The organism is Streptomyces sp. WM6372 (assembly GCF_001279655.1).
In the GTDB taxonomy this organism is placed as follows: Bacteria; Actinomycetota; Actinomycetes; order Streptomycetales; family Streptomycetaceae; genus Streptomyces.
In genome coordinates, this window is the sequence record NZ_LGDB01000245.1 from 1 (window position 1) to 19,433 (window position 19,433).

Here is a 19,433-nt window from a genome sequence, read left to right on the forward strand (position 1 = left end):
CGGTTGCACGAGTTCCCACTCGGCATCGGACAGTTCATGGCGACGTATCACGACACCATGATCCACAACCCAAGATCACTTTGACGACAGGACCTAGGGGTGTCCCGTAACTGATCTTTGGCACGAGAGTGGTCGGCTGAGATCGGATCCTGGGTCCCACCCTTTGGAAGAGGCGCCGACCTCGGTTCACCCCTGTGACCACACGACACAGCAGCGGATGGCAGGGGCCGTCCTCCCGGCAACGTGTGGATCCACCCGCCCGCGGAGATGGGCAGGGCCCCTGTTATCGTGCGCCGATGTCAACGATCAAGCAGTTCCAAGTGACCTTCGACTGCGCGGAACCTGCGCGCCTCGCCGCCTTCTGGTGCGAGGTGCTGGGGTACGTCGTACCGACAGTCCCGGAGGGTTTTGCCACGTGGGAGGAGTACCACCACTCGCTGCCACCTGAGGACGAGGTCTACTTCGCGTGCGCGGATCCCTCGGGTGTGGGCCCGCGCGTGCTCTTCCAGCGAGTTCCCGAAGGCAAGGGCGTCAAGAACCGGGTGCATCTTGATGTGCGGGTCGGCACAGGGCTGGTGGGTGACGAGCGCCTGGCCACACTCGAGGCCGAATGCGCACGGCTGATGGCGCTCGGCGCGAAACACGTCCTGACGCAGCGCGCCGATGGCGTCAACGAGTCGTGCATCACGATGCAGGACATCGAGGGCAACGAGTTCTGCCTCGCATGATTCTCCTCCGAGACTGCGAGGGGGAGTCGTCTTCTGGGGACCTCTCAGGTCTCGTATGCGGCTGAAGCAATCCCGTGAGAGCGAGGTTGTGCAGTCGGGCGATGTCGAGCATGGCGTGTCGGACCCCGTCGCCTTGAGACGGCAGTCGCGGAGGATCTTCCAGGTCTTCATGCGGGCGAAGACGTGCTCGACGCGGGGCCCGGACCTGTTTGTGCGAGCGATCGTGCTCGCGCTTCCAGCCCGGCAACTCTTCGCCCGGGGTGCGGCGGTGGGGCATGAGGTGGCCGGTGCCCGGATAGCCGCCGTCGGCCATCGTGAGGGTCCTGCCCACGGCGGCCTTCGCTCCAGATTCCTCCCATGCCCGGCAGTCGTTGCGATTGCCGGGCAAGGGCTCACCGACCACAACGACCAGGCGGGTATCCGCGTCAATGACGACCTGGTGGGTTGGTGGCGTACCGGTAGTTCTTTGACTGTTCAGCGATGCTGTGGTCCCGGGTAGGCGCCAGGGTGCCGTCGACTACCAGCACGGTGTCCTTGGCGAACCGGCGCCGAGGCTGGAACGCGATGAGCGGGCCGAGCTGGTCGGTGATGCGGTCGGCCGCCGACTTCGAGATGCCAAACAATGGGGCGAGTTGGCGCATCGTCAGATTCGTTATAAAGCCAGAAAACCGCCGCTCTGTGACGGGCTGTCTGATTCGGTTGCGGTGAGTGGCGGAGCATCGGTGACGACGGATGCTCTTATCTTTCACTTAGAACTCTCCCCTAGCGTCTCGCTCATGATGATGCAACGTGGTGCAGCCGGATCTGTTGTCCTCACGGCCGTGGCCCTGACGGCCGCCGTCGGGGTGGCCGTCGCGGCTCCCGCCCCAGATCAGGCCGCTGCGGTGTCCCGCGGCAAGGTGACGGACAATCTGTACATGTCGCTCGGCGCATTCGAGGATGCCACGTCCGGCGAGGACCCTGAGGTCAAGGCCATGATTGACCGTACGGACATCGGCGGCGTACAGGTGGTGGTGCCCTGGAAGGCCCTTGAGGGGAAGAAGGGGGAGTACAAGTGGTCGCGGCTGGACAATGCCCTGAGGTATCTCCAGGAACGCCACAAGAAACTGTTCGTCCAGGTGCAGGATCGATTCTTCGATGTAGCCATGAAGGACGCCAACGTTCCCCAATATGTGAAGGACGAGGGCGGGGTCGCGCCGACGGTCGATGAGAACCCTGACAACCCCACCACCCATGGGGCCATGGCCGCGCAGTGGAACAAAGAGGTGCGAGCAGACTTCCAGGCCATGCTGAAGGCGATGGCGGAGCGGTTCGACGGCAAGCTTGCCGGGGTGAACCTTCCGGAGACCGCGGTCGAGGTGGACACCAAGAATGATCAGACCAAGTACACCTCGAAGTCCTACATCGATGCCGAGATCGACAACATGCGCTACGGCAAGAAGGTCTTCACCAAGACGCAGTTCATCCAGTACATCAACTTCCTGCCGGATGACGACGACCACAAGCGCATGAAGGAGATGTTCGACCTCGCCAGGGACAAGAAGATCGGCATCGGGGGACCGGACACCCTGCCGGACCGAAAGTACCAAATGGAGAACTCCTACAAGTTCCTCCATGAATACAAGGACGCCCTTCCCCTCGTCGCGATGGCCGTCCAGGAACCCGACATCAACGCCAAGGACCCCAAGACCGGTAAGCCGTACACCCGCGAACGGTTCACGGACTTCGCCCACGACTACCTCGGTGCGCGCCAAATGTTCTGGACCACCGAAGCAGACTGGCTGCAGAAGCCCCCGGCATGACACGTGCACGAGTGCGGCCACTCAGACCGTGTGAGTGACCAAGTGCTCCCAGGGGACACCTCGCGACGTGATCAGCACATGACGTACCTACGCGAGTTGCACTGGAGATGGCCAGAGGCGGCCACAGGGATCCCATGGGGCTGATCAGGGTGGGCGGGTACGCGTACGTCGCGTCGTCGAGCCGGCGCAGGGACTCAAGCGGCCGGCGCATCCCGATGGCGTACACCTGGTCGGGCTCGGCCGAGTCGATCTCGGCCCGCTGAACCCAGGGCGGGCTCTCAGGGTGGGCGATGTCGATCGTCGCCCGGAGTTCGGCACGCACCCGCCGGCGCCAAGTCGCTCTGCCACCAGCGGGTCGTCAACGTCCCACTGGGACGGGTCGGGGGGTGTCCCTCTCCCAGCTGCGATGCAGGGATGAGGACTGCGGCCGCGTCGCAGTCGTGGCATGGCATGCGTCGACGCCGGACGGCATGAGTGCGTTTCAGGGCCTCCTTGGTCCTCAGTTCCGCGCCGGCTCGCTCCGTGCGGCGGCAGTTGCTCTCGTGGACGACCGCCCGGCCTCGCCGGCCGAGAACGGGGCGAAGTGCCGACCAGGACGAAGCACCCACCCCCACGTCTCGGGCTCCGGCGGCGGCGTCGGGACGCGGTGGGATGGAATCGCGTCGTAGGCAACGCACCGGTGCGGGCGAAGGACGTCGGCGGTCACCCACGTGGTGAAGCCGACGGCCTCCACACCACAGTCGGCGGCTGCCTGCCACATCGGGGCCGCGATCTTGTACGGCCAGACCCGACGGCCGCTGTCGAGCTCGATCTGCCTCGATCTGCTGCCACTCGACGAGGCGTGCCTGAAGGTGCCGGCCAGCTGGCGTGACGAGCCCGATCGGTACCTGCGGCACCGGGCCGCCGGCGTTGGCCGGAACGCTCACGCCGTCATGCTGCCGCGCCGGAGAATCTCTGCCCCTGGTCGTGCCGGCCATAGCTCACGCAGCTTCCCGCCACCGCCGAGACGCTGCTCGACGCCGCAGCGCTGCCAGGTCGGCGCCACCTGCGCCCTGGCGGGCCAGCGCGCAGGAGAGTCTGATCAAGGCGCGGCGGTGCCTGGTCGCGCCGGTGTCGGAGGGCAGCTGGGCCATGGCCTCGTAGGTTCGGGTCCACGAGATCTGGAGCAGCAAGGTGTCGGGTTCGGAATCGTGCCTCACCCTTCGATTAGAGCATGTGTTCGAATAGTCGTGCACGTCGGACAGGGGGCGCTGATGTCCGGTCTCGGCGAAGACGGTCGCCGGGATCGCATGGACCTGCGTGGACTGGACTGGGTGAGACAGCTTCGTGAGGCACCGATGCGGCTGTGGAGTGCGGCCGGCGGGTTCGATACCGAGCGTTGGCGCCCCGAAAGACGTTCGACTTGCCGCTTAACCTCTTCTCTGTTGAGGGGTGGAATCATGGAAAATTCGATCTTGGTCGAGTCCATCAGGTACTCCGCTGTGTGCCAGGGGTGCGGTGCCGCCGCGGAGTGGTGCGGAGCTCAGGCGCTGGTTGACGAGACGCTGCGGTGGGATGTTGAGGCAACGTGTTCGACCTGTGGGTTCGCCCTGGCCGTTTGTGGCCGTGACATTCCGGATGAAATGCGCAGCCGACTGCTCTCCGAGCACGGGCGGGCAAGGTTGCGGGTAAGCCGGCCAACGAGCAACGCCCGCGTGATGCGGGTGCTGCGGGCGGAACTCGGCATCGGCATGGACGGTGTCAAGGCCGTGCTGGAGCAGGTCCTGATCGGGCAGTACTCAGGGACGTTGCCCGAGATGGAGCTCCTGGCCCGCAAGCTGCGGGCATCAGGTATCGACGCGCTCGCCTCACGAACGGTGGATTGAGTGAGACCGCTGCGCCGGGCTCTTCTCGACGGGCCCGGCCCGGCCAGGCCCTTGACGATTCGACGCGGTCGGTGTCGGAGGGCCTGATTGCGGTTGCCGGGTGAACGGATCGAATGCCTCAGCCGGCGTACCCGCTCACCCCGGCGCTTAGGCCTTTCGGCCTTTCCCTGGGTGTATCCGTCACTGCCCGGTCTCGTCGGTCAGGGGCTGTTGAGCGGCGGTAGGCGGTGCGAATAGTGCCTGGACGGTTTCGGTGGCCAGGTCTCTCAGCCAGGTGTGGGCGCGGTCGTTGTCGTAGCGCTGGTGCCACAGCAGGTACAGGGGGACGCCGGGCAGCGGGAGCGGCAGCGGCAGCGTGACCAGGCCCAGTTGCTCCCGGGCGGCGCGGGTGACGGCCTCGGGGAGGGTGACGACCAGGTCGGTACCGAGGGCGAGTTGCAGTGCGAAGGCGGCGGTGGGCCCGGCGGCGACGACGCGTCGTTCGAGGCCGTGTGTGGTCAGGGCGTCATCGATCGGGTCGCGCAGGCTGCCGCGTCGCGAAACGGTGAGGTGTTCGGCGGCCGCGTAGCGCTCGAGGCTCAGCGGGCCTTCGGTGAGCGGGTGGCTCGGTCGGACGGCGACGACGAGCCGGTCCCTGCCGACGAGGCGGTGGCGGATGTCGGGGAGCGTCGGAGCGCTGGAGCTCGATTCGAGGTCGACCTCACCCCGGCGCAGCTCGGCGTCGTCCGTGCCGGGTTCGGCGGACAGGCGCAGCCGCACGCCGGAGGCCTGCCGGTGGACGGCGGTGACCAGGGCAGTGCCGGAGGCTGCGGTCAGGGCGTCGTGCCAGCGCACGGTGAACACGCGCTCAAGTGCCGCCAGGTCGAGTTCCTGCTGCGCGGAAAGAAGTTGATGGGCCTGTTGTACGAGGGCGTGGACTTGGGCGCGCATGGCCAGCGCCCGGGTGGTGGGAACCATGGTGCGGCCGGTGCGGACCAGGATCTGGTCACCGGTGGCCTTGCGGATGCGGCCCAGGGAGCGGCTCATCGCCGGTGCGGTGACGTGCAGGCGTGCTGCCGCGCCGGCGACGCTCCCCTCTTCGAGCAGGGCGTCCAGAGCCGTGAGCAGGTTCAGATCCAATTGCATGGCAGTAACTCTACAAGTGACAAGCATGCACTTGTTGTTAATGATCGGGCGGCCTACCTTCGAAGTGCGGGGGCGAGACAACCGCCCCGCTTCTCCGATTCCCCAGGGAGCCCACCATGAGCACAGCCATGCCCTTCGACGCCGACGGCACGCTCCTGTCCGACGTGACCGCCGCGGTGAAGGCCGCCGGCGTCACGCTGCGCGACCGCTACACCGCGTACGCCCGGGGTGCGAGCCTGGCCGAGATCGTCGGCGAGATCCACGCCAACGACGACGCGGTGTTGGACGTACTGCGGGAACCCCTGTTGCGGGCCCGGCGCGGGTCGCAGTGGGCCGAGGACGAGCTGGCGGGCGGCGCGCTCCCGCCCGGGGAGTGGTGGGTCGTCGACCCCGCCGAGGGCAACATCAACCACGTCCACGGCATGGAGGACTGGGCCGTCACCGCCACCCTGGTCAGCGACAACCTGCCGGTACTCACCGTCGTCCACCTGCCACTGACCGGCGACACCTACACCGCGGTCGCCGGCGGCGGTGCCCGCCTCAACGACCGGCCCCTGAAGGTGTCCGCCAAGACCGAGCTGGGCGCCGCCCTCATCGGCACCGGCCAGGCCAAGCCCGGCGAGGACGAGCGCACCTTCCGGCGGATCGGTGACTCGGTCACCGCCATGCTCATCAACGGCCTGGTCGTGCGCGTGTCCGTTCCCGCCACGATGCAGCTCATCCACGTCGCCGCCGGACGCATGGACGCGTTCTGGCAGTTCTCCGACGTCCGCTCCGGCCTGGTCGCCGGCGCCCTGCTGGTCTCCGAGGCCGGAGGCGCCGTCACCGACCTGACGGGCGAACCCTGGAACACGGGCAGCCGCGACTTCCTGGCTGCCGCCCCCGGCATCCACACCGCCGCCCTCAAGGTCCTCTCGCCGATCGCCTGACCGGACGTCTCCACCCTTCCCACCCGATACCGCAAGGAGCATCACCGCATGACCAACATCGGCATCCTGGGCGCCGGCCGCGTCGGAACCAATCTCGCCCGCAAGCTCTCCGCAGCCGGACACCACGTCACCCTCGGCACCCGGAACCCCGAAGACACCGCTGCCCGCACCATGGGGCTCGACCCGCGGATCGCCTTCGCCGACCAGCGCACCACCGCCCGCACCACGGAGATCGTGATCAACGCGACGCCCGGCGACAGCTCCCTGGACCGCCTCACCGACCTGCGCGCCGAACTCGCCGGAAAGATCCTCATCGACGTCTCCAACGCAACCCGCGACGCGGCTGACGGCATGCCCGGCGACCTGTACTACCCCGGCAGCAGCCTCGCCGAGAAACTCCAGGCCGCCCTCCCCGACACCCGTGTGGTCAAGACCCTCAACACCATGCTGTTCATGGTCATGACCGCCCCCGAAACCCTGGCCACCCCACCGACCGCCTATCTCTCGGGGGACGACGAGAACGCGAAGAAGACCGTCACCAGCCTGCTCGGCGACCTGGGCTGGAAGCACGAACGGGTCGAGAACCTCGGCGACATCACTACAGCCCGCGCCACCGAAGCCATGATCCTCATCGTGCCCCACATCCTGCGCCGACACGGCTTCGACCCCTTCGCCGTCTCCCTCGCCCGCTGACCCCATACGACCGGGTTGAGAACGATGGCTCGTACGAGGCAGTTGGGGCGCCGACAGGGGCAACGCCCGCTGGGCTGCAAGCGACGCCCAAGCCCATCGCCAGCGGATCACGCCTACGACACGGGAGGCGACTCCCGAAGTCGTTGACAAACGACTCCCATTCCCGGTTCGATCTAGCTGACTCCCCGCCTGCGGGAGGTGCACACCACGTGAGCTGAACGGATTGGATATCACGGGAAGCTGGTGGAGCCCGAGTCAAGATCGTTCACGGAATGTGTGCCAGAACCCCACTTCGGGAGGCACCTGAGCCGTCCCGGAAATCGAACGCTCTGCCTTCCTGGGCGTATCTGGCGAGGGCGGACTTTCAGACGTTCTGCTGTCGGGCGAAGGGCCCGCACAGGGCTGCCCATTGCAGGAGCAGGATGGTCTTGCCGTCGGTGATGCGTCCGTCGCGGGTCATGGCGAGGGCCTCGGCAAAGGGAAGTTCGAGGACTTCGATGTCCTCGCCCTCTTCCTCGAGTCCTCCGCCCGTGCCGGTCCGGTCGGCCGGGGTGTAGGGGGCGGCGAAGAAGTGGAGGCGCTCGGTGACGGAGCCCGGACTCATGTAGGCGTCGAGCACGTGGGTGAGCGGGCCGAGTCTGATGCCGAGTTCTTCGGAGCTCTCGCGGCGGATCGCGGTGTGCGGGTCTTGCGCGTCGAGCAGTCCGGCCGCCGCCTCGATGAGCATGCCGTCGGGGTGGCCGTTCACGTAGGCCGGGTAGCGGAACTGGCGGGTGAGCAGGACGCAGCTGCGTTCGGTGTCGTAGGGCAGGACGGCGGCGCCGTTGCCGCGGTCGTAGGTCTCGCGCTGCTGGGTCTCCCACCGTCCGTCGCGGCGCCGGTAGTCGAAGGTGGTGCGACGCAGGACGTGCCAGCCCTGGGAGGAGAGTTCGACGTCGCGTATCCGTACGTCGGGGTTGCGGTCGAGGTCGCGTCCGGCGAGGTGGAGACCGGTGCGTCCGCGGTGATCGCGGGTGTCGACACCCGGGCTGTTCGTCACATGGTCTGCTGCGGGGTGCGGCGCGGAATCTCGGCGACGTCGTGGTAGACGGGCAGGCCGCGGCGGCAGGCGGTGGCGACGTCCTGGTCGGCACCGGCGGATTCGCCCGGCAGGCGCAGCACGGCGTCGCAATGGTCGAGCAGCCGGTCGGCGGTCGGGTAGAGCACCTGGTCGGCGAGGGGGTCGGTGGGGCCCGCGCCGGCGGAGCGGAGGACGGGCAGGGCGATCCACTCGCCGATCACGGGGAGATGTCCGGCCGCGAAGACGGGCCAGGCCGCGGTTTCCAGGCGAGCGAGGTTGGCGGCCATGGCCTGCTGGTCGCCGTCGGTGCCGGAACGGTAGGGACCTGCGATGAGGATGAGCAGGGGCTTGTCAGTCACGGCGGCTAAGATACATGCAGAATCGTGCAAGAACAGGAAGGAACGTGAATGCTGGCTGCTGAACGACGTGAGCACCTGCTCGATCTGCTCGCCCGTACGGGAAAGGTCGTGGCCAAGGACGTCGCCGCCGAACTGGGCATTTCCGAGGACAGCGTGCGGCGTGACCTTCGCGATCTCGCCGCCGAGGGGTTGTGCCAAAGGGTGTACGGTGGCGCGCTGCCCGCGTCTCCCGCAGTGGTGGACTACGACGCCCGGCAGGCGGTGGCCCCGGACGGCAAACGGAAGGTCGCCTCGGTGGCGGCCGCACTGGTGCGGCCGGGCGGCTCGGTGATCCTCGACGGCGGCACCACCGCCCTCGCCGTGGCGCGGGCGCTCCCGAAGGACCTCGCCTGCACGGTGATCACCCACAGCCCGACGATCGTCACGGCTCTGATCGACCACCTGCGGGCGGAACTCTTCCTCCTCGGAGGGCGCGTCTTCAAGCATTCGGCGGTCACCTGCGGCGCCGCCGCGGTCGAGGCCGCGCAGAACGTCTCCGCCGACCTGTGCCTGCTCGGCGTCACCGGCGTCCACCCCGAGGCCGGACTGACCACGGGGGACGCCGAGGAGGCGGCGATGAAGCGTGCCCTGTCCGCGCGGGCCGCGGACACCTACATCCTCGCCTCCTGCGAGAAGATCGGTACGGCCTCGCCGTACCGCGTCCTGCCGTGGGAGAAGATCACCGGGCTGATCACCGACGCCGATCCTCACGACACGGTCATCGAGCAACTTAAGACACTCGGTGTGGAGGTCCTCGTAGCCACGTGAGCTGCACGGATTGGATGTCACGGGAGGCTGGTGGAGCGCCATTCAATTCGGCGTCCTGGAGGTCGGCGAAGTCGGCGTCCACCGCGGCCCCGCGTCTGACACATCCCGGCCAGCGTGGGCGGGGGAAGGAGCGCACGAGACGGGAACTCTCATCTCGAACGGCACCCTGCCTGACGGCGTCACAGCTGCCCCCTGCGGGTGATTGGCTCACCTGACTGGTTATCTGTTCAATATCGGGGGGATTCCTGAACTCAGCCGATCCTGCACACAGGCTCTCGGAAGACTCCACAGGGGCGGAGGCATGCCATGTCCACGAACAATCAGGAGAACGACCCCAGCGCCGATCCTTTCGGCGACGACTGCGGCAGCCAGACGGACGGCGGACACCTCTGGGAGGAAATCCAGGTGTGCGTCCTGAAACAGCCCGGACCCTGCCTGGAAGTGGAAAGCCGTTGGGGCGTGATGGCGGGCAGCAGGGGAAGCACGACGGACTTTCAACTGGTTCCGACGGAGCGCCTCAAAGGGATCGAGTGCCCTAAGATCTGGGCCGGCGGCGCTACCGACTACTGGTCTGCCGCGCAAGGCAGGATCCCCCACTACTTCAGTCAACCAGCCGCGGCCGGACTGGGCATCAACTCCAAACAGGCCCGCAGACAAGACCAGTTGCACATCCACATGTCCCATTGCGCCGCCCAGGCGTTGCGCGACCTCGAAGGGTATGAGAAGCAGCAGAAGATCACTGCGGACGTGACGAAGTGGAAGAATGCGGTACTTCCGGTGACGGGCTTCGCATCGGAGACCCGAAACTACCGGGTGATGAAGTCCCCGAACCTCAGCAGTAACCTCTTCTACTCCCTCAGGCATCACGTGGTCGGGGACGACAGCAGGATGCAGTATCAGACGATGATCGTGCTTCCGGCAAAGTACGGCTTCTACATCCTGAACAGTGAGAGCGACCTCCCCAGCGGCACCAACACCTGCAACCACCTCCTCGACTGCGCCTGAGCGCCCGCCCCGTATGGGGTATCGCCGAGGTAAGCCCAAAAGGGGCCATCGGGTGATCTTGCGGTCTTACCCGATCAATCTCAGCGGCACTTTCTGTACCGCAACTACTCACACCCGGTGCAGTCGTCGTTGCTCCGGTTCTGTTGGTCGCTGGGACGCCGTTGCGGCGCCGCATGTTGCGCCGCTGTTACCGTGAGGACGGTCCGGGGCTCGTCAGCAAAAAGGACGGCTGGGGTGAGTCCGGGGTACTTCGTCGTCACAAACGTGGTTGTTCGAGCCCTCTGCTGGCCGTCGGAGTACGTACTCCGACGGCTTCGTCCTGCTTGAGCAGGGCCATCATCGGGCGGCGGTGAGGAGTACCCGTTTGCGGAGGAGCGGGAGTTTGGCGCGGCCGAACATCTGGCGTTTGACCATCTTGATGTGGTTGACCCGGCCCTCGACGGGGCCGGAGCTCCACTGGCTGGTCAGGCCTTGGACGACGGCGTCCCAGTCCTTCTCCAGGCCGGTGGCGAAAGAGTGGAGGCCGGGAAGTTCCTCGGCTCGCGCGCTGACGAACCAGGGCCCGACGACGCGGATGCGACGTCGCCGTCGTGGCCGCGGGTAGTCGCTGATGATCTGGTAGCTGCCGCGGTAGCCGAGAGCCTGGAGCTCGGAATGGAGCTGGATCGCGTTGGTGAATCCTTCTGCCCAGCGTTTGTCCAGGTGGGACTTGTAAGGGTCGAGCTGGCTGGGCCGTGGTTGCCGCCGGCCGCCGAGCAACTCCTCTGGGGTTGCCGCGCGGGCGCATCGCCGGATCGTGTTCCCGCCCATGTGTAACTCGCGGGCGATCTCCCGGATGCCGTGGCCTGGTCGAGGAGGGTGTGGACGAGGGCGTGACGTGCACGGATACGGGCTTCGAACGATGACATCTCCTTCGCTGGCGGCGGTTCAATGTCCGGCAGGTCATCGGGACCGGAGCTGGGTGACCGCAGGCATCCGTTGTGCCGGCGCACGCCTTGTTCCACCGCAGTGCCGAGGTTCTGCCACAGGTGAAAACGGAGCGACCTGGACGGCCTGCGGGGGCCCCGATGCGGGCTCCTTCAGCGCAGGAGCCCGCACGATCTCGGCAGATCGCCTCGATTCCAGAAATTCTCACGCAGCCATGCGGCCAGGGGCCCGGCGTCCCGTCCTGGCAGCAGGCCAAGCGGCTTGCGGATCTCGCCGTCGATGAGCACGGTCCCATAGTGCTGACCGCGGCCGGGCGAGAAATCGTCGACCCCGAGCACCTTGGGCACCTCCCAGGACGGGTCAGGAAGAACCATCAGCAGCCTCAGCAGCGTCGTCCGATTGACCACACTGTGCAGCACACCACGGCCAGCCGGGCTCCCGCCCACCGGCGTGCGCAACTGCAACGGCCTCCAGGAGCCGGCGCGAACCAGGCGTCCGTCTCCACGATCCGACGGAAGCCCACAGTCCGGGCACGAAACTCTGCCATCCAGGGTCCTCGCCACGATGTGCACAACCCCGCACTCCGTGAACACCCGCTCCACCAGAACTGCTTTGAAGTGCGGAAACAGCACCGCTATGAGGCCATCACACCGCACCACGGTCCCAGATGACGGCACGTCACCGTGGCAGAACCCAGGTGATCGTCCTCGCGGAATGGGCGCCAGAACCCCATTCCCGGGCTCTGGCTGAGGTTTTGTGGGGTGTGCGCGCTGAGTGATGACTGAGGTCGTCCGGTCGGTTCGGGAAGTCGCCCGAAAAAACGAGCAGCGGCCGGTGGGGTGTGGCTGACCGTTCGGGACCGTGGAAGAAGTCGTACTCCGGTCTCTCATTACTCTGGAGACATGAACGTGTTTGGCGGCGCTGACGGCCGGTATCTGGAGATGACCAACGGCGGCACGGCGGTGTTCGTGGACGTGCTGATGCTCGCCGTGTCCACGCTGGCCCGCGAGCCGTGGGATTTCCGCTTCGCCGCCCTGCTGACGCTCCAGGACCAGAACGTGATGGGGCGTGGGGTGGTCGGCTTCGGCCTGGCGGAGCTCAACTGGGGGGACACGGCGCAGGAGCGAGCCGCGGCCAAGGACTTCCTGCTACGCGTCCTCGATCTGGCGCTGTCCGGCCACCGGTGGGAGGAACTGACGTACGAGCCGCCCCGGGTCGAGGGGTACCTGCGCACGTACCGGGCGATGGTGGAGGAGTTCGACCCTGAGACCGCGAGGGCCGGCACGGGCGTCCTGCCCGGGCCGGGCGAGGCCGCGATGGCCTCGTGCGTACGCCACCGGGTGCTGGACGCGCTGCCGTTCTGGGAAGCGTGCGTGTTCTGCACAGCCGGGGTCTGAGGGCCTACGTCCCTCCGAGACCGCTCTCGGAGGGACGATCCCGTTTCTGCCCACTCGTGGGCGCCGAGCTCGAGCTGGATCCGCCGACCTCACGGCCCCCCATTCCCCAGAGTGCCGCCGAGGGATGCACCAGCGTCACCCAGTAGCATGGCGAACTCGTAGCCGAGCACGCTCCCGTCGCCCACGGCAGGGTCCGCGCACACATCGCGACCGTGCGCGGGGCTCAGCCCGAGGCGCAAAAGACGGCTCGACGGTCGAGCCGGATGCGAACCGCTCCGCAAGATGATCTTGCTCCGGTGGATCCTCGCGCCGGCGCGGGTCTATCGCGGGTCGGCACGTCCGAGGTCAGAGTTCGGTCGTCCAGATCCCAACAGGGTGCTCACTCGGCGGCAACCACAGCTGAGGCTGTGACGCGCGATGCCCCTCCTGAGCCTGTTCTTCCCAATGGAAGCGGTCGTCCGCGTCGGGCCACGCAACTTGCAACACGGGCAAAGGCGGCCGTCGGTAGAACCCGATCGCCCGTCCGAAGAAGGTCCGGTACCAGCGGCGATCCACATTCCTGAGCGCAACTTGGTGACCCTCGATCACGTCAGGATGCCTCTGGCCGTCAGCCACTACAGCACCCGCGGCGGCCTTCGCTCCGAGCCGGTTGAGCATGCGGTGCATGGCGTGGACATCGAGCCCGAACATGGCTAGTTCAGGTGCGCCGTGAGTGTGGGCGAGGCCGATCGTATAGGCGAACCCAGGACCGATCTCGTCCTCGGGAACCATCACGACGTGCCATCCGTGCTGCCGCACGTTCTCAGTGATCGTCAGATCCACGCGGTCCGCTTCGTCTCGGTCGCCGTAGTCATGGCAGAGGACGCAGCGGCACTGGAACGGATCAACGGTCATGCACGGATGCTACGCAGCGGCGATCGTTCGAATCAGGCAGCCGGGTTTCGCGGCGGCCCTCGTAACGAGGAGGTGAAGTCGCCCGTCGCCGGTCAATTCCCGGTGAGCTGCTGGTGGACGCACTGCGTGTACTGCTGGAAACCGTCGGGCTGGTAGCACTCCTGCGTCTTGTTCGCGTACCAGACGAAGAAGACGGCGACCAGGACGGACACCACGATCGCGATGGCCGACGTCACCACGCCGGTGAGGGCCTTGCCCCGGCCGATACCGGTCCGCTTGGCCGTCGTCAGGGCGACGAGGCCCAGGATCAGGCCGATGCCGCCGAACAGGCCGCCGATGAAGACGATCGACGTGCTCAAGCCGATGAGGCCCAGCACCATGGCGGCCCCGGCCAGGCCGTTGCTGCCGCCCGGAGGCCGCATGCCGTAGCCGCAGCCCTGAGGGCCGGGGGAATACGGGTCCGCCTCAGCGGCCCAAGCCGATGCCGTGTGATGCGGCGGCATCTCCAGTCCTTGCGTGTTCATCAGACGTCCTCCGGTCAACTGTTCAGGGCACGATCCTGGCTTCCGGGGTCGCGGATGCGCATCGCGGGAAGGCGGGAGAAACTGCTCCCTCGATCGGGGGAGGCCAGCGGTGAGCTGCTCGGTCATACTGGGCCGATCATGATCAAGGGACTCCGGCCGCTGCTGCGCGGCTCCACGTATTCGGGCATGCTGTTCGCCTATTGCGGGGCGTTGGCGAGCCTTCCACTGCTGCCTTTCGCACTGCTGCCGACACTGGCGTGGCCATCCGCTCCCTATGGAATCCAGGCCGTCCTGGTCCTCCTGGACTGGGCAGCACTGATCGGCTTGTTCGGGCTGGCCCGCACCACACGGCGGGCGCTGATCGCGTTCGCCCGCCAACTTCTGCGGGTGCCGCTGCCGGCCCCTGCCGTGTCCTCCGCCGCCGACCATTGGCGGACGCCCCTCTGGCTGGTGCTGCACGTAGCGCTGGGGTGGACGGGGGCGCTGACGAGCGGTGTGCTGATCCTCATGGGGATTGCGCTCCCCGGGGGATGGCTCGGTGCCGAAGCCGGGCTGAGTCTGTTCGGCCGTTCGCTGCGGTCCGACGGCGGATGGCAGAGCTGGGTGGTGGCGCTCGGCTGCCTGCTGCTGGCGGCGGTCGTGTGCGTGGTCGTGACGAGCGTACTGCGGTGGCTGGCGCCGAGGCTCCTGGGTCCTTCGTCGGCCGAGCAGCTCGCGCTGATGGCCGAGCGGGAGCAGCGGCTGGCCGAGCGCAACAGGCTGGCCCACGAGCTGCACGACTCGATCGGGCACACGCTGACCGCGACCACGATCCAGGCGGCGGTGGCGGGAGAGGTGCTCTCCGCCGACCCGGGGGCGGCGCGGGCCGCACTGCGCAGCATCGAGGAGTCGGCCAGGGCCGCGCTGGAGGACCTGGATTACGTACTGGGCGTACTGCGCGAGGAGAAGGCGGAGACGGCACCCACCCGGACCCTGGCCGACCTGCCCGAGCTGTTCGACCGGTTGCGGCACGCAGGCGCGGTGCTGGAGGTGGAGCTCTCGGGTGAGCTGGCGCAGGTGCAGGGGACGCTCTCCCGGGCCGCGTACCGGATTCTGCAGGAAGGGCTGACGAACGCGTTGCGACACGGGTCGGGCGGTCCGATCGAGGTCCGGGCGGCGGTCGCGCCGGACCGGCTGGAGCTCGCAGTGGTCAATGGGGCGGGCGCGGGCGCGGGCACACGTACGGGCACGGGTGTCTTCCGGACGTCCGGGCACGGCCTGCCCGGGCTGGCCGAGCGCGTACGGCTGCTGCACGGTGAGATCGAGGTCGGCCCGGACGGACCACAGCACTGGCGGTTGGCGGTCCGGCTGCCGGTACGGGTGTCGGCATGATCGGCTCTGACGCGGACCCAGCCGTCATGACCGGCGCCGGCTCGGGCCCCGCCACCACCAGCCCCACCGGTACCCCCGTCACGCTCTTGATCGCGGACGACGACGCGGTGACCCGCAGCGGTCTGGGCACATTGCTCGCGGCGCAGCCGGGGATCGCGGTGGTCGGGGAGGCCTCCGACGGCGTCGAGGCCGTCGAACAGGCGCGGCGGCTGCGGCCGGACGTGGTCCTGATGGATGTACGGATGCCGCGGTGCAACGGCATCGAGGCCACCCGGCGGCTGCTCGCCGAGTCGGCCGGACCGCCGAAGGTCGTGGTGATCACCACCTTCGAGAACGACGGCTACGTCACCGCGGCGCTCAGCGCTGGGGCCAGCGGGTTCGTGCTCAAGCGGCATCCGGTCCCGCAGATCGCCGAGGCGGTACGGGTGGTGGCGACGGGGGAGGCGATCCTCTTCCCGGCTGCACTGCGCCGGATGGTCGCCGCCCGCCCGCTGGACTGTGCCGAGGCGTTGCCGAGGGCGGCGCTGACGGAGCGGGAGGAGGAGGTGCTGCGGTCGATGGCTACGGGTCTGTCCAACCCGGAGATCGCGAAGTCGCTCATGGTGAGCCTGGAGACGGTGAAGACACACGTCGGGAACGTGCTGACCAAGCTCGGTGCGCAGAACCGGACCCACGCGGTGGTGATCGCGTACGAATCAGGTCTGGTGGTGCCGGGGTTCACCGGCTGACGCGCAACACGGCCCGCGTGATCGCCACCGACTCAGGTACTGCCCGGTCTGAGCAGCGTCTCCAGAAGGGTGACGCGCGCGCTACCCGCCGGCGACGAACCGCCCTGAAGCGCTGGGGCTTGGAGGAGCTGAGCGACTCGCTGGAGCTGCCGGCCAGCGAGGTGGTCACCTCGACAAGGCAGGAAGGGGCTCCAGGCCCCGTACCCCGTACCCGCAGCGCCTGCGCACGAAGGCACGGCACAGATCGGCCATCTCAACCCGGCCGGAAGCACGGACACGTGCGGGCCGCGAGCGCGGGGGAGCCGGTGGGCGGAAGGTGCTGGCCCGGCGGTTCTCCTGCGTAGCCTTCGAGCCGTAGCCCTTGTCGCGATGATGTGGTCGGGGCACACGCGTGGCCGACCGGGTCCGAGACGGGGCACCCGTATCGCCCCCATCACGGCGGTGAACTGGCTGCAGTCGTTTGGGTTTCCGCCGGTCAGAACGAATGCCAGAGGCCGGCCCGCTCTGTCGCAGACCACGTGGAATTGCTGGTCAGCCCGCCGCGGGACCGGCCAAGTGCCGGGCAGTGGAGCCCCCTTTCGGGTCCGTCGCAAGCACCAAGGGATTTCGCTCCTCCTCGGCGTCACCCTCCGCAGCTGATCTGCGGGGGGAGTGCTGACCCGCCTCGGCCTGCCAGGCGGGGTCTGCCTATGCTGCCGTTATGGGTCTGGATCTCACGCTGTTCATGGCGGACTGGGAGTATCTGAGCGCCGTCCCCGTCGAGAACCGGGTCCAAGCGCTGGACGATGCAGCCTGGTCACCGGAGCTCGACGACGAGTACCAGGGGGGTGGGCGGCCCGACGGCTGGCTGTGGCCCCCGGATCGGGGGTCCGTGTGGTGCGTCGAGTACAGCTTCTTCACCACCACCGGCTCCTATCGCCCGCACGCCCGGGCCGGGGATGCGTGGGCCGACATGCGGCTCCTCGTCGGCGCAACCCTGCGCGAGGCGATCGACACCCTTCTCATCGGTCTGATCTGGGATGCGGATCCGGCCGACGATCCCGCGCTGACCGGCGGTGGGGGGTTCTTCCCGTCGGCCACCGACCGCTGGCGCCCGCGTGTCCTTCTGGTGTGCCCGCCTGAGGCAGTACCCGGCAAGGCCCGTGCCTGGGCGCGGGTGGAGTCTCACCTTGAGGCGTTGCGCGAGCCGTTCGCCGCCGAGTGTGAGGGCTGGGCAGGTCGCCCGGACACCTTCGAGGACTTCACCGCGCTTCTGCGTGAATGGGGCGACGTGACCACGGAGGCCGCGCGCCGCGGTTGGGGGCTCGTGGGTCTGCCTTAGACCTCGGATCGGGGTTGTGCCCGTGATGTTTATCGCGGCGGCGTCGAGTCCTTGCGGAGGAGCTCATCTGCAGTGCAGGACTGGTCAAGATCCAGGACAAGGCAGATGCTGAAGCCTTGGTCATCACGCTGAACCTGGCCTTGGAGGTCGCACCAGCTGGTCGAACTGTCAGCGTTCACCGACAGGACGAACGACTTTCCTTCGGTCGCCGAGTCCGAGGCTACGAAGCTCGCCTGTGGGCCGTGCTGCGTCCAGAACTGCCAGGTACCAGCCATGTCCGTAGGGCACCCATAGTCGGGGACTGCATCGCTGATTCCGATTGCCGAGAAGCCATGTCCAGCCGACACGCGCACTCTGGCCCCGTTGGCATTGCTCCAGTCCCCGACGAGCTCGACCTGTTGGATCACGGCAGCCTCGCCGCCGGCTCCAGCGCATGCTGTGCACGCAAGAAGCAGGCATCCGAGGACCGTGGCCAACTGCCTGAAGGGCCTGGCGAGACGGTGGCAGCGCCGCCCATCTGACATGGACTGACTGCCCTGACCGTCTTGGACTGGGGCCGGAGCCCTGTTTGCTGAGTCCATGCCACCCCGCCCGATCGAGACTGCTGGCTATATGCGCCCGGCAACCACTTCGACAGGAAGAGCCGAGTGCGGCCGGAGCCAGCCTTCCATAGGTTTTGAATATGTTCAATTAGCGTTTCCCGCTGAGGTCTGCAGCCGAAGCCTCCGCAGGCAGATGATGCTGCAAGCCAGTTCGAGCAGGCCCTGGTGGAGATCGGCGCGTCGTTCGTAGCGGGTGCGGAGTCGTTTGAACTGGTGCAGCCAGGCGAAGGCGCGCTCGACGACCCAGCGCACCTTGCCCAGTCCGGAGCCGTGGGCGACGCCGCGTCGGGCGATCAGCGGTTTGATGCCGCGCTTCCACAATAGACGGCGATATTTGTCGAAGTCGTAGCCCCGGTCGGCGTACAGGCGTCTGGGCTTGCGGCGGGGGCGTCCCCGCAGGCCCCGGATCGGTGGGATCGCGTCCAGCAGGGGCAGGAGCTGGGTGACGTCGTGCCGGTTGCCGCCGGTGAGCGTGACGGCGAGCGGGGTTCCGTGGCGGTCGACGATCAGGTGGTGCTTGGAGCCGGGACGGGCACGGTCTACGGGCGAAGGGCCGACGTGATCCCCCCTTTGAGGGCCCGGACATGAGAGCCGTCCACGGCGCAGTCGTCCAGGTCCAGCGAGTCCGCACGGCGGAGTTCGCCCAGCAGGGCGGCGTGCAGGCGCGGCCAGACCCCGGCCTCGGTCCAGGCCCGCAGCCGGCGCCAGGCCGTCACCCCGGAGCAGCCCACAGCCTCCGCCGGGACGTCCCGCCAGGCAACGCCGGTCCGCAGCACGAACAGGACTCCGGCGAGCGCCACGCGGTCGGGCACGCGCAACCGCCCGGGAAACCGGCGGCGCCGTTCAGAAGCGGGCGGCAGCAGAGGGGCCACCCGCTCCCACAAGTCGTCAGGAACAAGATCAGCACGCACCCGGACACCCTGCCGACCAAGATCGGCAATCGCAAGACCCGCGGCTCGGCTCATTCTGAAACGATCAGTTAGGGGGTGTGTGACTGGCCGGGTATACGACCTGTTCCGCCGATGGCAGCGGGACGGTACCTGGTACCGCGTCCTCACTCGGCTCCAGTCCCTGGCCGACGCGAAAGGAGCGATCACGGGGGACTTGAGCGTCGACTCCACGGTGTGCTGTGCCCATCAGCATGCGGCCGGGGTCCGGAAACGTGGTGCCTGCAGAAGGAACCACCAGGCGGTGTCGCCGCCGAGCCCGGCGATCACGGACCGGGACGCTCACGAAGCGGGTTCACCACCAAACTTCACCTGGCCGTTGACAAGGCGTACGCCTCCCGCAAGCATC

At 67.7% G+C, this 19,433-nt stretch carries 20 protein-coding genes and 2 pseudogenes; 12 read left to right on the plus strand and 10 right to left on the minus strand.

Features of this window, described 5'->3' with window-relative positions:
• Nucleotides 1-296: 296 nt before the first annotated feature.
• Entirely contained in the window at nucleotides 297-728 is a 432-nt protein-coding gene (locus tag ADK52_RS36935; RefSeq protein ID WP_053694216.1) for a VOC family protein, read from the plus strand.
• A 70-nt stretch (nucleotides 729-798) separates the two neighbouring features.
• Here ADK52_RS36935 and ADK52_RS36940 read toward each other — a convergent pair.
• Nucleotides 799-1,381 (minus strand): annotated as a pseudogene (locus ADK52_RS36940) (transposase); the annotation flags it as partial.
• Nucleotides 1,382-1,504: 123 nt separating this feature from the next.
• Between ADK52_RS36940 and ADK52_RS36945 the strand changes: the two are divergent.
• The 3 genes from ADK52_RS36945 to ADK52_RS36950 all read left to right on the plus strand — a co-directional run bounded on the left by ADK52_RS36945 (nucleotide 1,505) and on the right by ADK52_RS36950 (nucleotide 4,395).
• Nucleotides 1,505-2,530, plus strand: a complete 1,026-nt coding sequence (locus ADK52_RS36945) for a hypothetical protein (protein ID WP_234344409.1) — start codon at nucleotides 1,505-1,507, stop codon at nucleotides 2,528-2,530.
• Between the two features lie 134 nt (nucleotides 2,531-2,664).
• Entirely contained in the window at nucleotides 2,665-2,793 is a 129-nt protein-coding gene (locus ADK52_RS44695; protein ID WP_267887321.1) for a hypothetical protein, read from the plus strand.
• A gap of 1,176 nt (nucleotides 2,794-3,969) precedes the next feature.
• The gene (locus ADK52_RS36950; protein ID WP_053694217.1) at nucleotides 3,970-4,395 is read left to right on the plus strand and encodes a hypothetical protein; all 426 of its coding nucleotides are present in this window, start codon (nucleotides 3,970-3,972) and stop codon (nucleotides 4,393-4,395) included.
• A 180-nt stretch (nucleotides 4,396-4,575) separates the two neighbouring features.
• On the opposite strand, the gene ADK52_RS36955 is transcribed toward ADK52_RS36950, so the two are convergent.
• Nucleotides 4,576-5,520 (minus strand): LysR family transcriptional regulator, encoded by a 945-nt coding sequence (locus ADK52_RS36955; RefSeq protein ID WP_053694218.1) that lies wholly within the window; start codon nucleotides 5,518-5,520, stop codon nucleotides 4,576-4,578.
• Nucleotides 5,521-5,636: 116 nt separating this feature from the next.
• Here ADK52_RS36955 and ADK52_RS36960 point away from each other — a divergent pair, with 116 nt between their 5' ends.
• Nucleotides 5,637-6,449, plus strand: a complete 813-nt coding sequence (locus ADK52_RS36960) for an inositol monophosphatase family protein (protein ID WP_053694219.1) — start codon at nucleotides 5,637-5,639, stop codon at nucleotides 6,447-6,449.
• A 48-nt stretch (nucleotides 6,450-6,497) separates the two neighbouring features.
• Nucleotides 6,498-7,142 carry an NADPH-dependent F420 reductase gene (locus ADK52_RS36965; RefSeq protein ID WP_053694220.1) on the plus strand — a complete coding sequence of 215 codons (645 nt, stop codon included), beginning with the start codon at nucleotides 6,498-6,500 and terminating at the stop codon, nucleotides 7,140-7,142.
• 364 nt (nucleotides 7,143-7,506) lie between these two features.
• Here the strand turns inward: ADK52_RS36965 and ADK52_RS36970 are convergent, their stop codons facing one another.
• The gene (locus tag ADK52_RS36970; RefSeq protein WP_053694221.1) at nucleotides 7,507-8,181 is read right to left on the minus strand and encodes an NUDIX domain-containing protein; all 675 of its coding nucleotides are present in this window, start codon (nucleotides 8,179-8,181) and stop codon (nucleotides 7,507-7,509) included.
• Nucleotides 8,178-8,561: a hypothetical protein gene (locus ADK52_RS36975; RefSeq protein WP_053694222.1), complete on the minus strand. Its 384-nt coding sequence runs from the start codon at nucleotides 8,559-8,561 to the stop codon at nucleotides 8,178-8,180. Before ADK52_RS36975 ends, ADK52_RS36970 begins: the two co-directional genes overlap by 4 nt.
• A gap of 48 nt (nucleotides 8,562-8,609) precedes the next feature.
• Between ADK52_RS36975 and ADK52_RS36980 the strand changes: the two genes are divergently transcribed.
• Both ADK52_RS36980 and ADK52_RS36985 read left to right on the plus strand, forming a co-directional pair.
• Entirely contained in the window at nucleotides 8,610-9,368 is a 759-nt protein-coding gene (locus ADK52_RS36980; protein ID WP_053694223.1) for a DeoR/GlpR family DNA-binding transcription regulator, read from the plus strand.
• Nucleotides 9,369-9,674: 306 nt separating this feature from the next.
• A complete protein-coding gene (locus ADK52_RS36985; protein ID WP_053694224.1) occupies nucleotides 9,675-10,373 on the plus strand; it encodes a CDP-diacylglycerol diphosphatase in 699 nt (232 codons plus the stop codon).
• Between the two features lie 336 nt (nucleotides 10,374-10,709).
• Here ADK52_RS36985 and ADK52_RS39375 read toward each other — a convergent pair whose 3' ends face one another.
• Together ADK52_RS39375 and ADK52_RS36995 are read right to left on the minus strand one after the other, a co-directional pair.
• On the minus strand, nucleotides 10,710-11,183 hold the full coding sequence (locus ADK52_RS39375) for a transposase (protein WP_063784031.1): 474 nt from the start codon (nucleotides 11,181-11,183) through the stop codon (nucleotides 10,710-10,712).
• Nucleotides 11,184-11,452: 269 nt separating this feature from the next.
• Nucleotides 11,453-11,764 carry a hypothetical protein gene (locus ADK52_RS36995; RefSeq protein ID WP_159046123.1) on the minus strand — a complete coding sequence of 104 codons (312 nt, stop codon included), beginning with the start codon at nucleotides 11,762-11,764 and terminating at the stop codon, nucleotides 11,453-11,455.
• A 438-nt stretch (nucleotides 11,765-12,202) separates the two neighbouring features.
• Here ADK52_RS36995 and ADK52_RS37000 point away from each other — a divergent pair, with 438 nt between their 5' ends.
• A complete protein-coding gene (locus tag ADK52_RS37000) occupies nucleotides 12,203-12,697 on the plus strand; it encodes a hypothetical protein (protein ID WP_053694226.1) in 495 nt (164 codons plus the stop codon).
• A 345-nt stretch (nucleotides 12,698-13,042) separates the two neighbouring features.
• Here ADK52_RS37000 and ADK52_RS37005 read toward each other — a convergent pair whose 3' ends face one another.
• Nucleotides 13,043-13,591: a DUF4262 domain-containing protein gene (locus ADK52_RS37005; RefSeq protein WP_053694227.1), complete on the minus strand. Its 549-nt coding sequence runs from the start codon at nucleotides 13,589-13,591 to the stop codon at nucleotides 13,043-13,045.
• 92 nt (nucleotides 13,592-13,683) lie between these two features.
• On the minus strand, nucleotides 13,684-14,115 hold the full coding sequence (locus ADK52_RS37010) for a DUF4190 domain-containing protein (RefSeq protein WP_234344410.1): 432 nt from the start codon (nucleotides 14,113-14,115) through the stop codon (nucleotides 13,684-13,686).
• Nucleotides 14,116-14,253: 138 nt separating this feature from the next.
• On the opposite strand from ADK52_RS37010, the gene ADK52_RS37015 reads away from it, so the two are divergent.
• Both ADK52_RS37015 and ADK52_RS37020 read left to right on the plus strand, forming a co-directional pair.
• Nucleotides 14,254-15,486: a sensor histidine kinase gene (locus tag ADK52_RS37015; protein ID WP_053694229.1), complete on the plus strand. Its 1,233-nt coding sequence runs from the start codon at nucleotides 14,254-14,256 to the stop codon at nucleotides 15,484-15,486.
• Nucleotides 15,483-16,214 carry a response regulator transcription factor gene (locus tag ADK52_RS37020; protein ID WP_234344411.1) on the plus strand — a complete coding sequence of 244 codons (732 nt, stop codon included), beginning with the start codon at nucleotides 15,483-15,485 and terminating at the stop codon, nucleotides 16,212-16,214. Before ADK52_RS37015 ends, ADK52_RS37020 begins: the two co-directional genes overlap by 4 nt.
• 347 nt (nucleotides 16,215-16,561) lie before the next feature.
• On the opposite strand, the pseudogene ADK52_RS44230 reads toward ADK52_RS37020, so the two are convergent.
• Nucleotides 16,562-16,773: pseudogene (locus ADK52_RS44230) on the minus strand (transposase); the annotation flags it as partial.
• Nucleotides 16,774-16,914: 141 nt separating this feature from the next.
• Between ADK52_RS44230 and ADK52_RS37025 the strand changes: the two are divergent.
• Nucleotides 16,915-17,535 (plus strand): hypothetical protein, encoded by a 621-nt coding sequence (locus ADK52_RS37025; RefSeq protein WP_053694231.1) that lies wholly within the window; start codon nucleotides 16,915-16,917, stop codon nucleotides 17,533-17,535.
• Between the two features lie 686 nt (nucleotides 17,536-18,221).
• Here ADK52_RS37025 and ADK52_RS40930 read toward each other — a convergent pair.
• A protein-coding gene (locus ADK52_RS40930) for an IS5 family transposase (protein ID WP_199828607.1) occupies nucleotides 18,222-19,048 on the minus strand; the annotation gives its coding sequence in 2 pieces (ribosomal slippage) (nucleotides 18,222-18,709 and nucleotides 18,709-19,048; 828 coding nt in all).
• Nucleotides 19,049-19,433 lie beyond the last annotated feature (385 nt).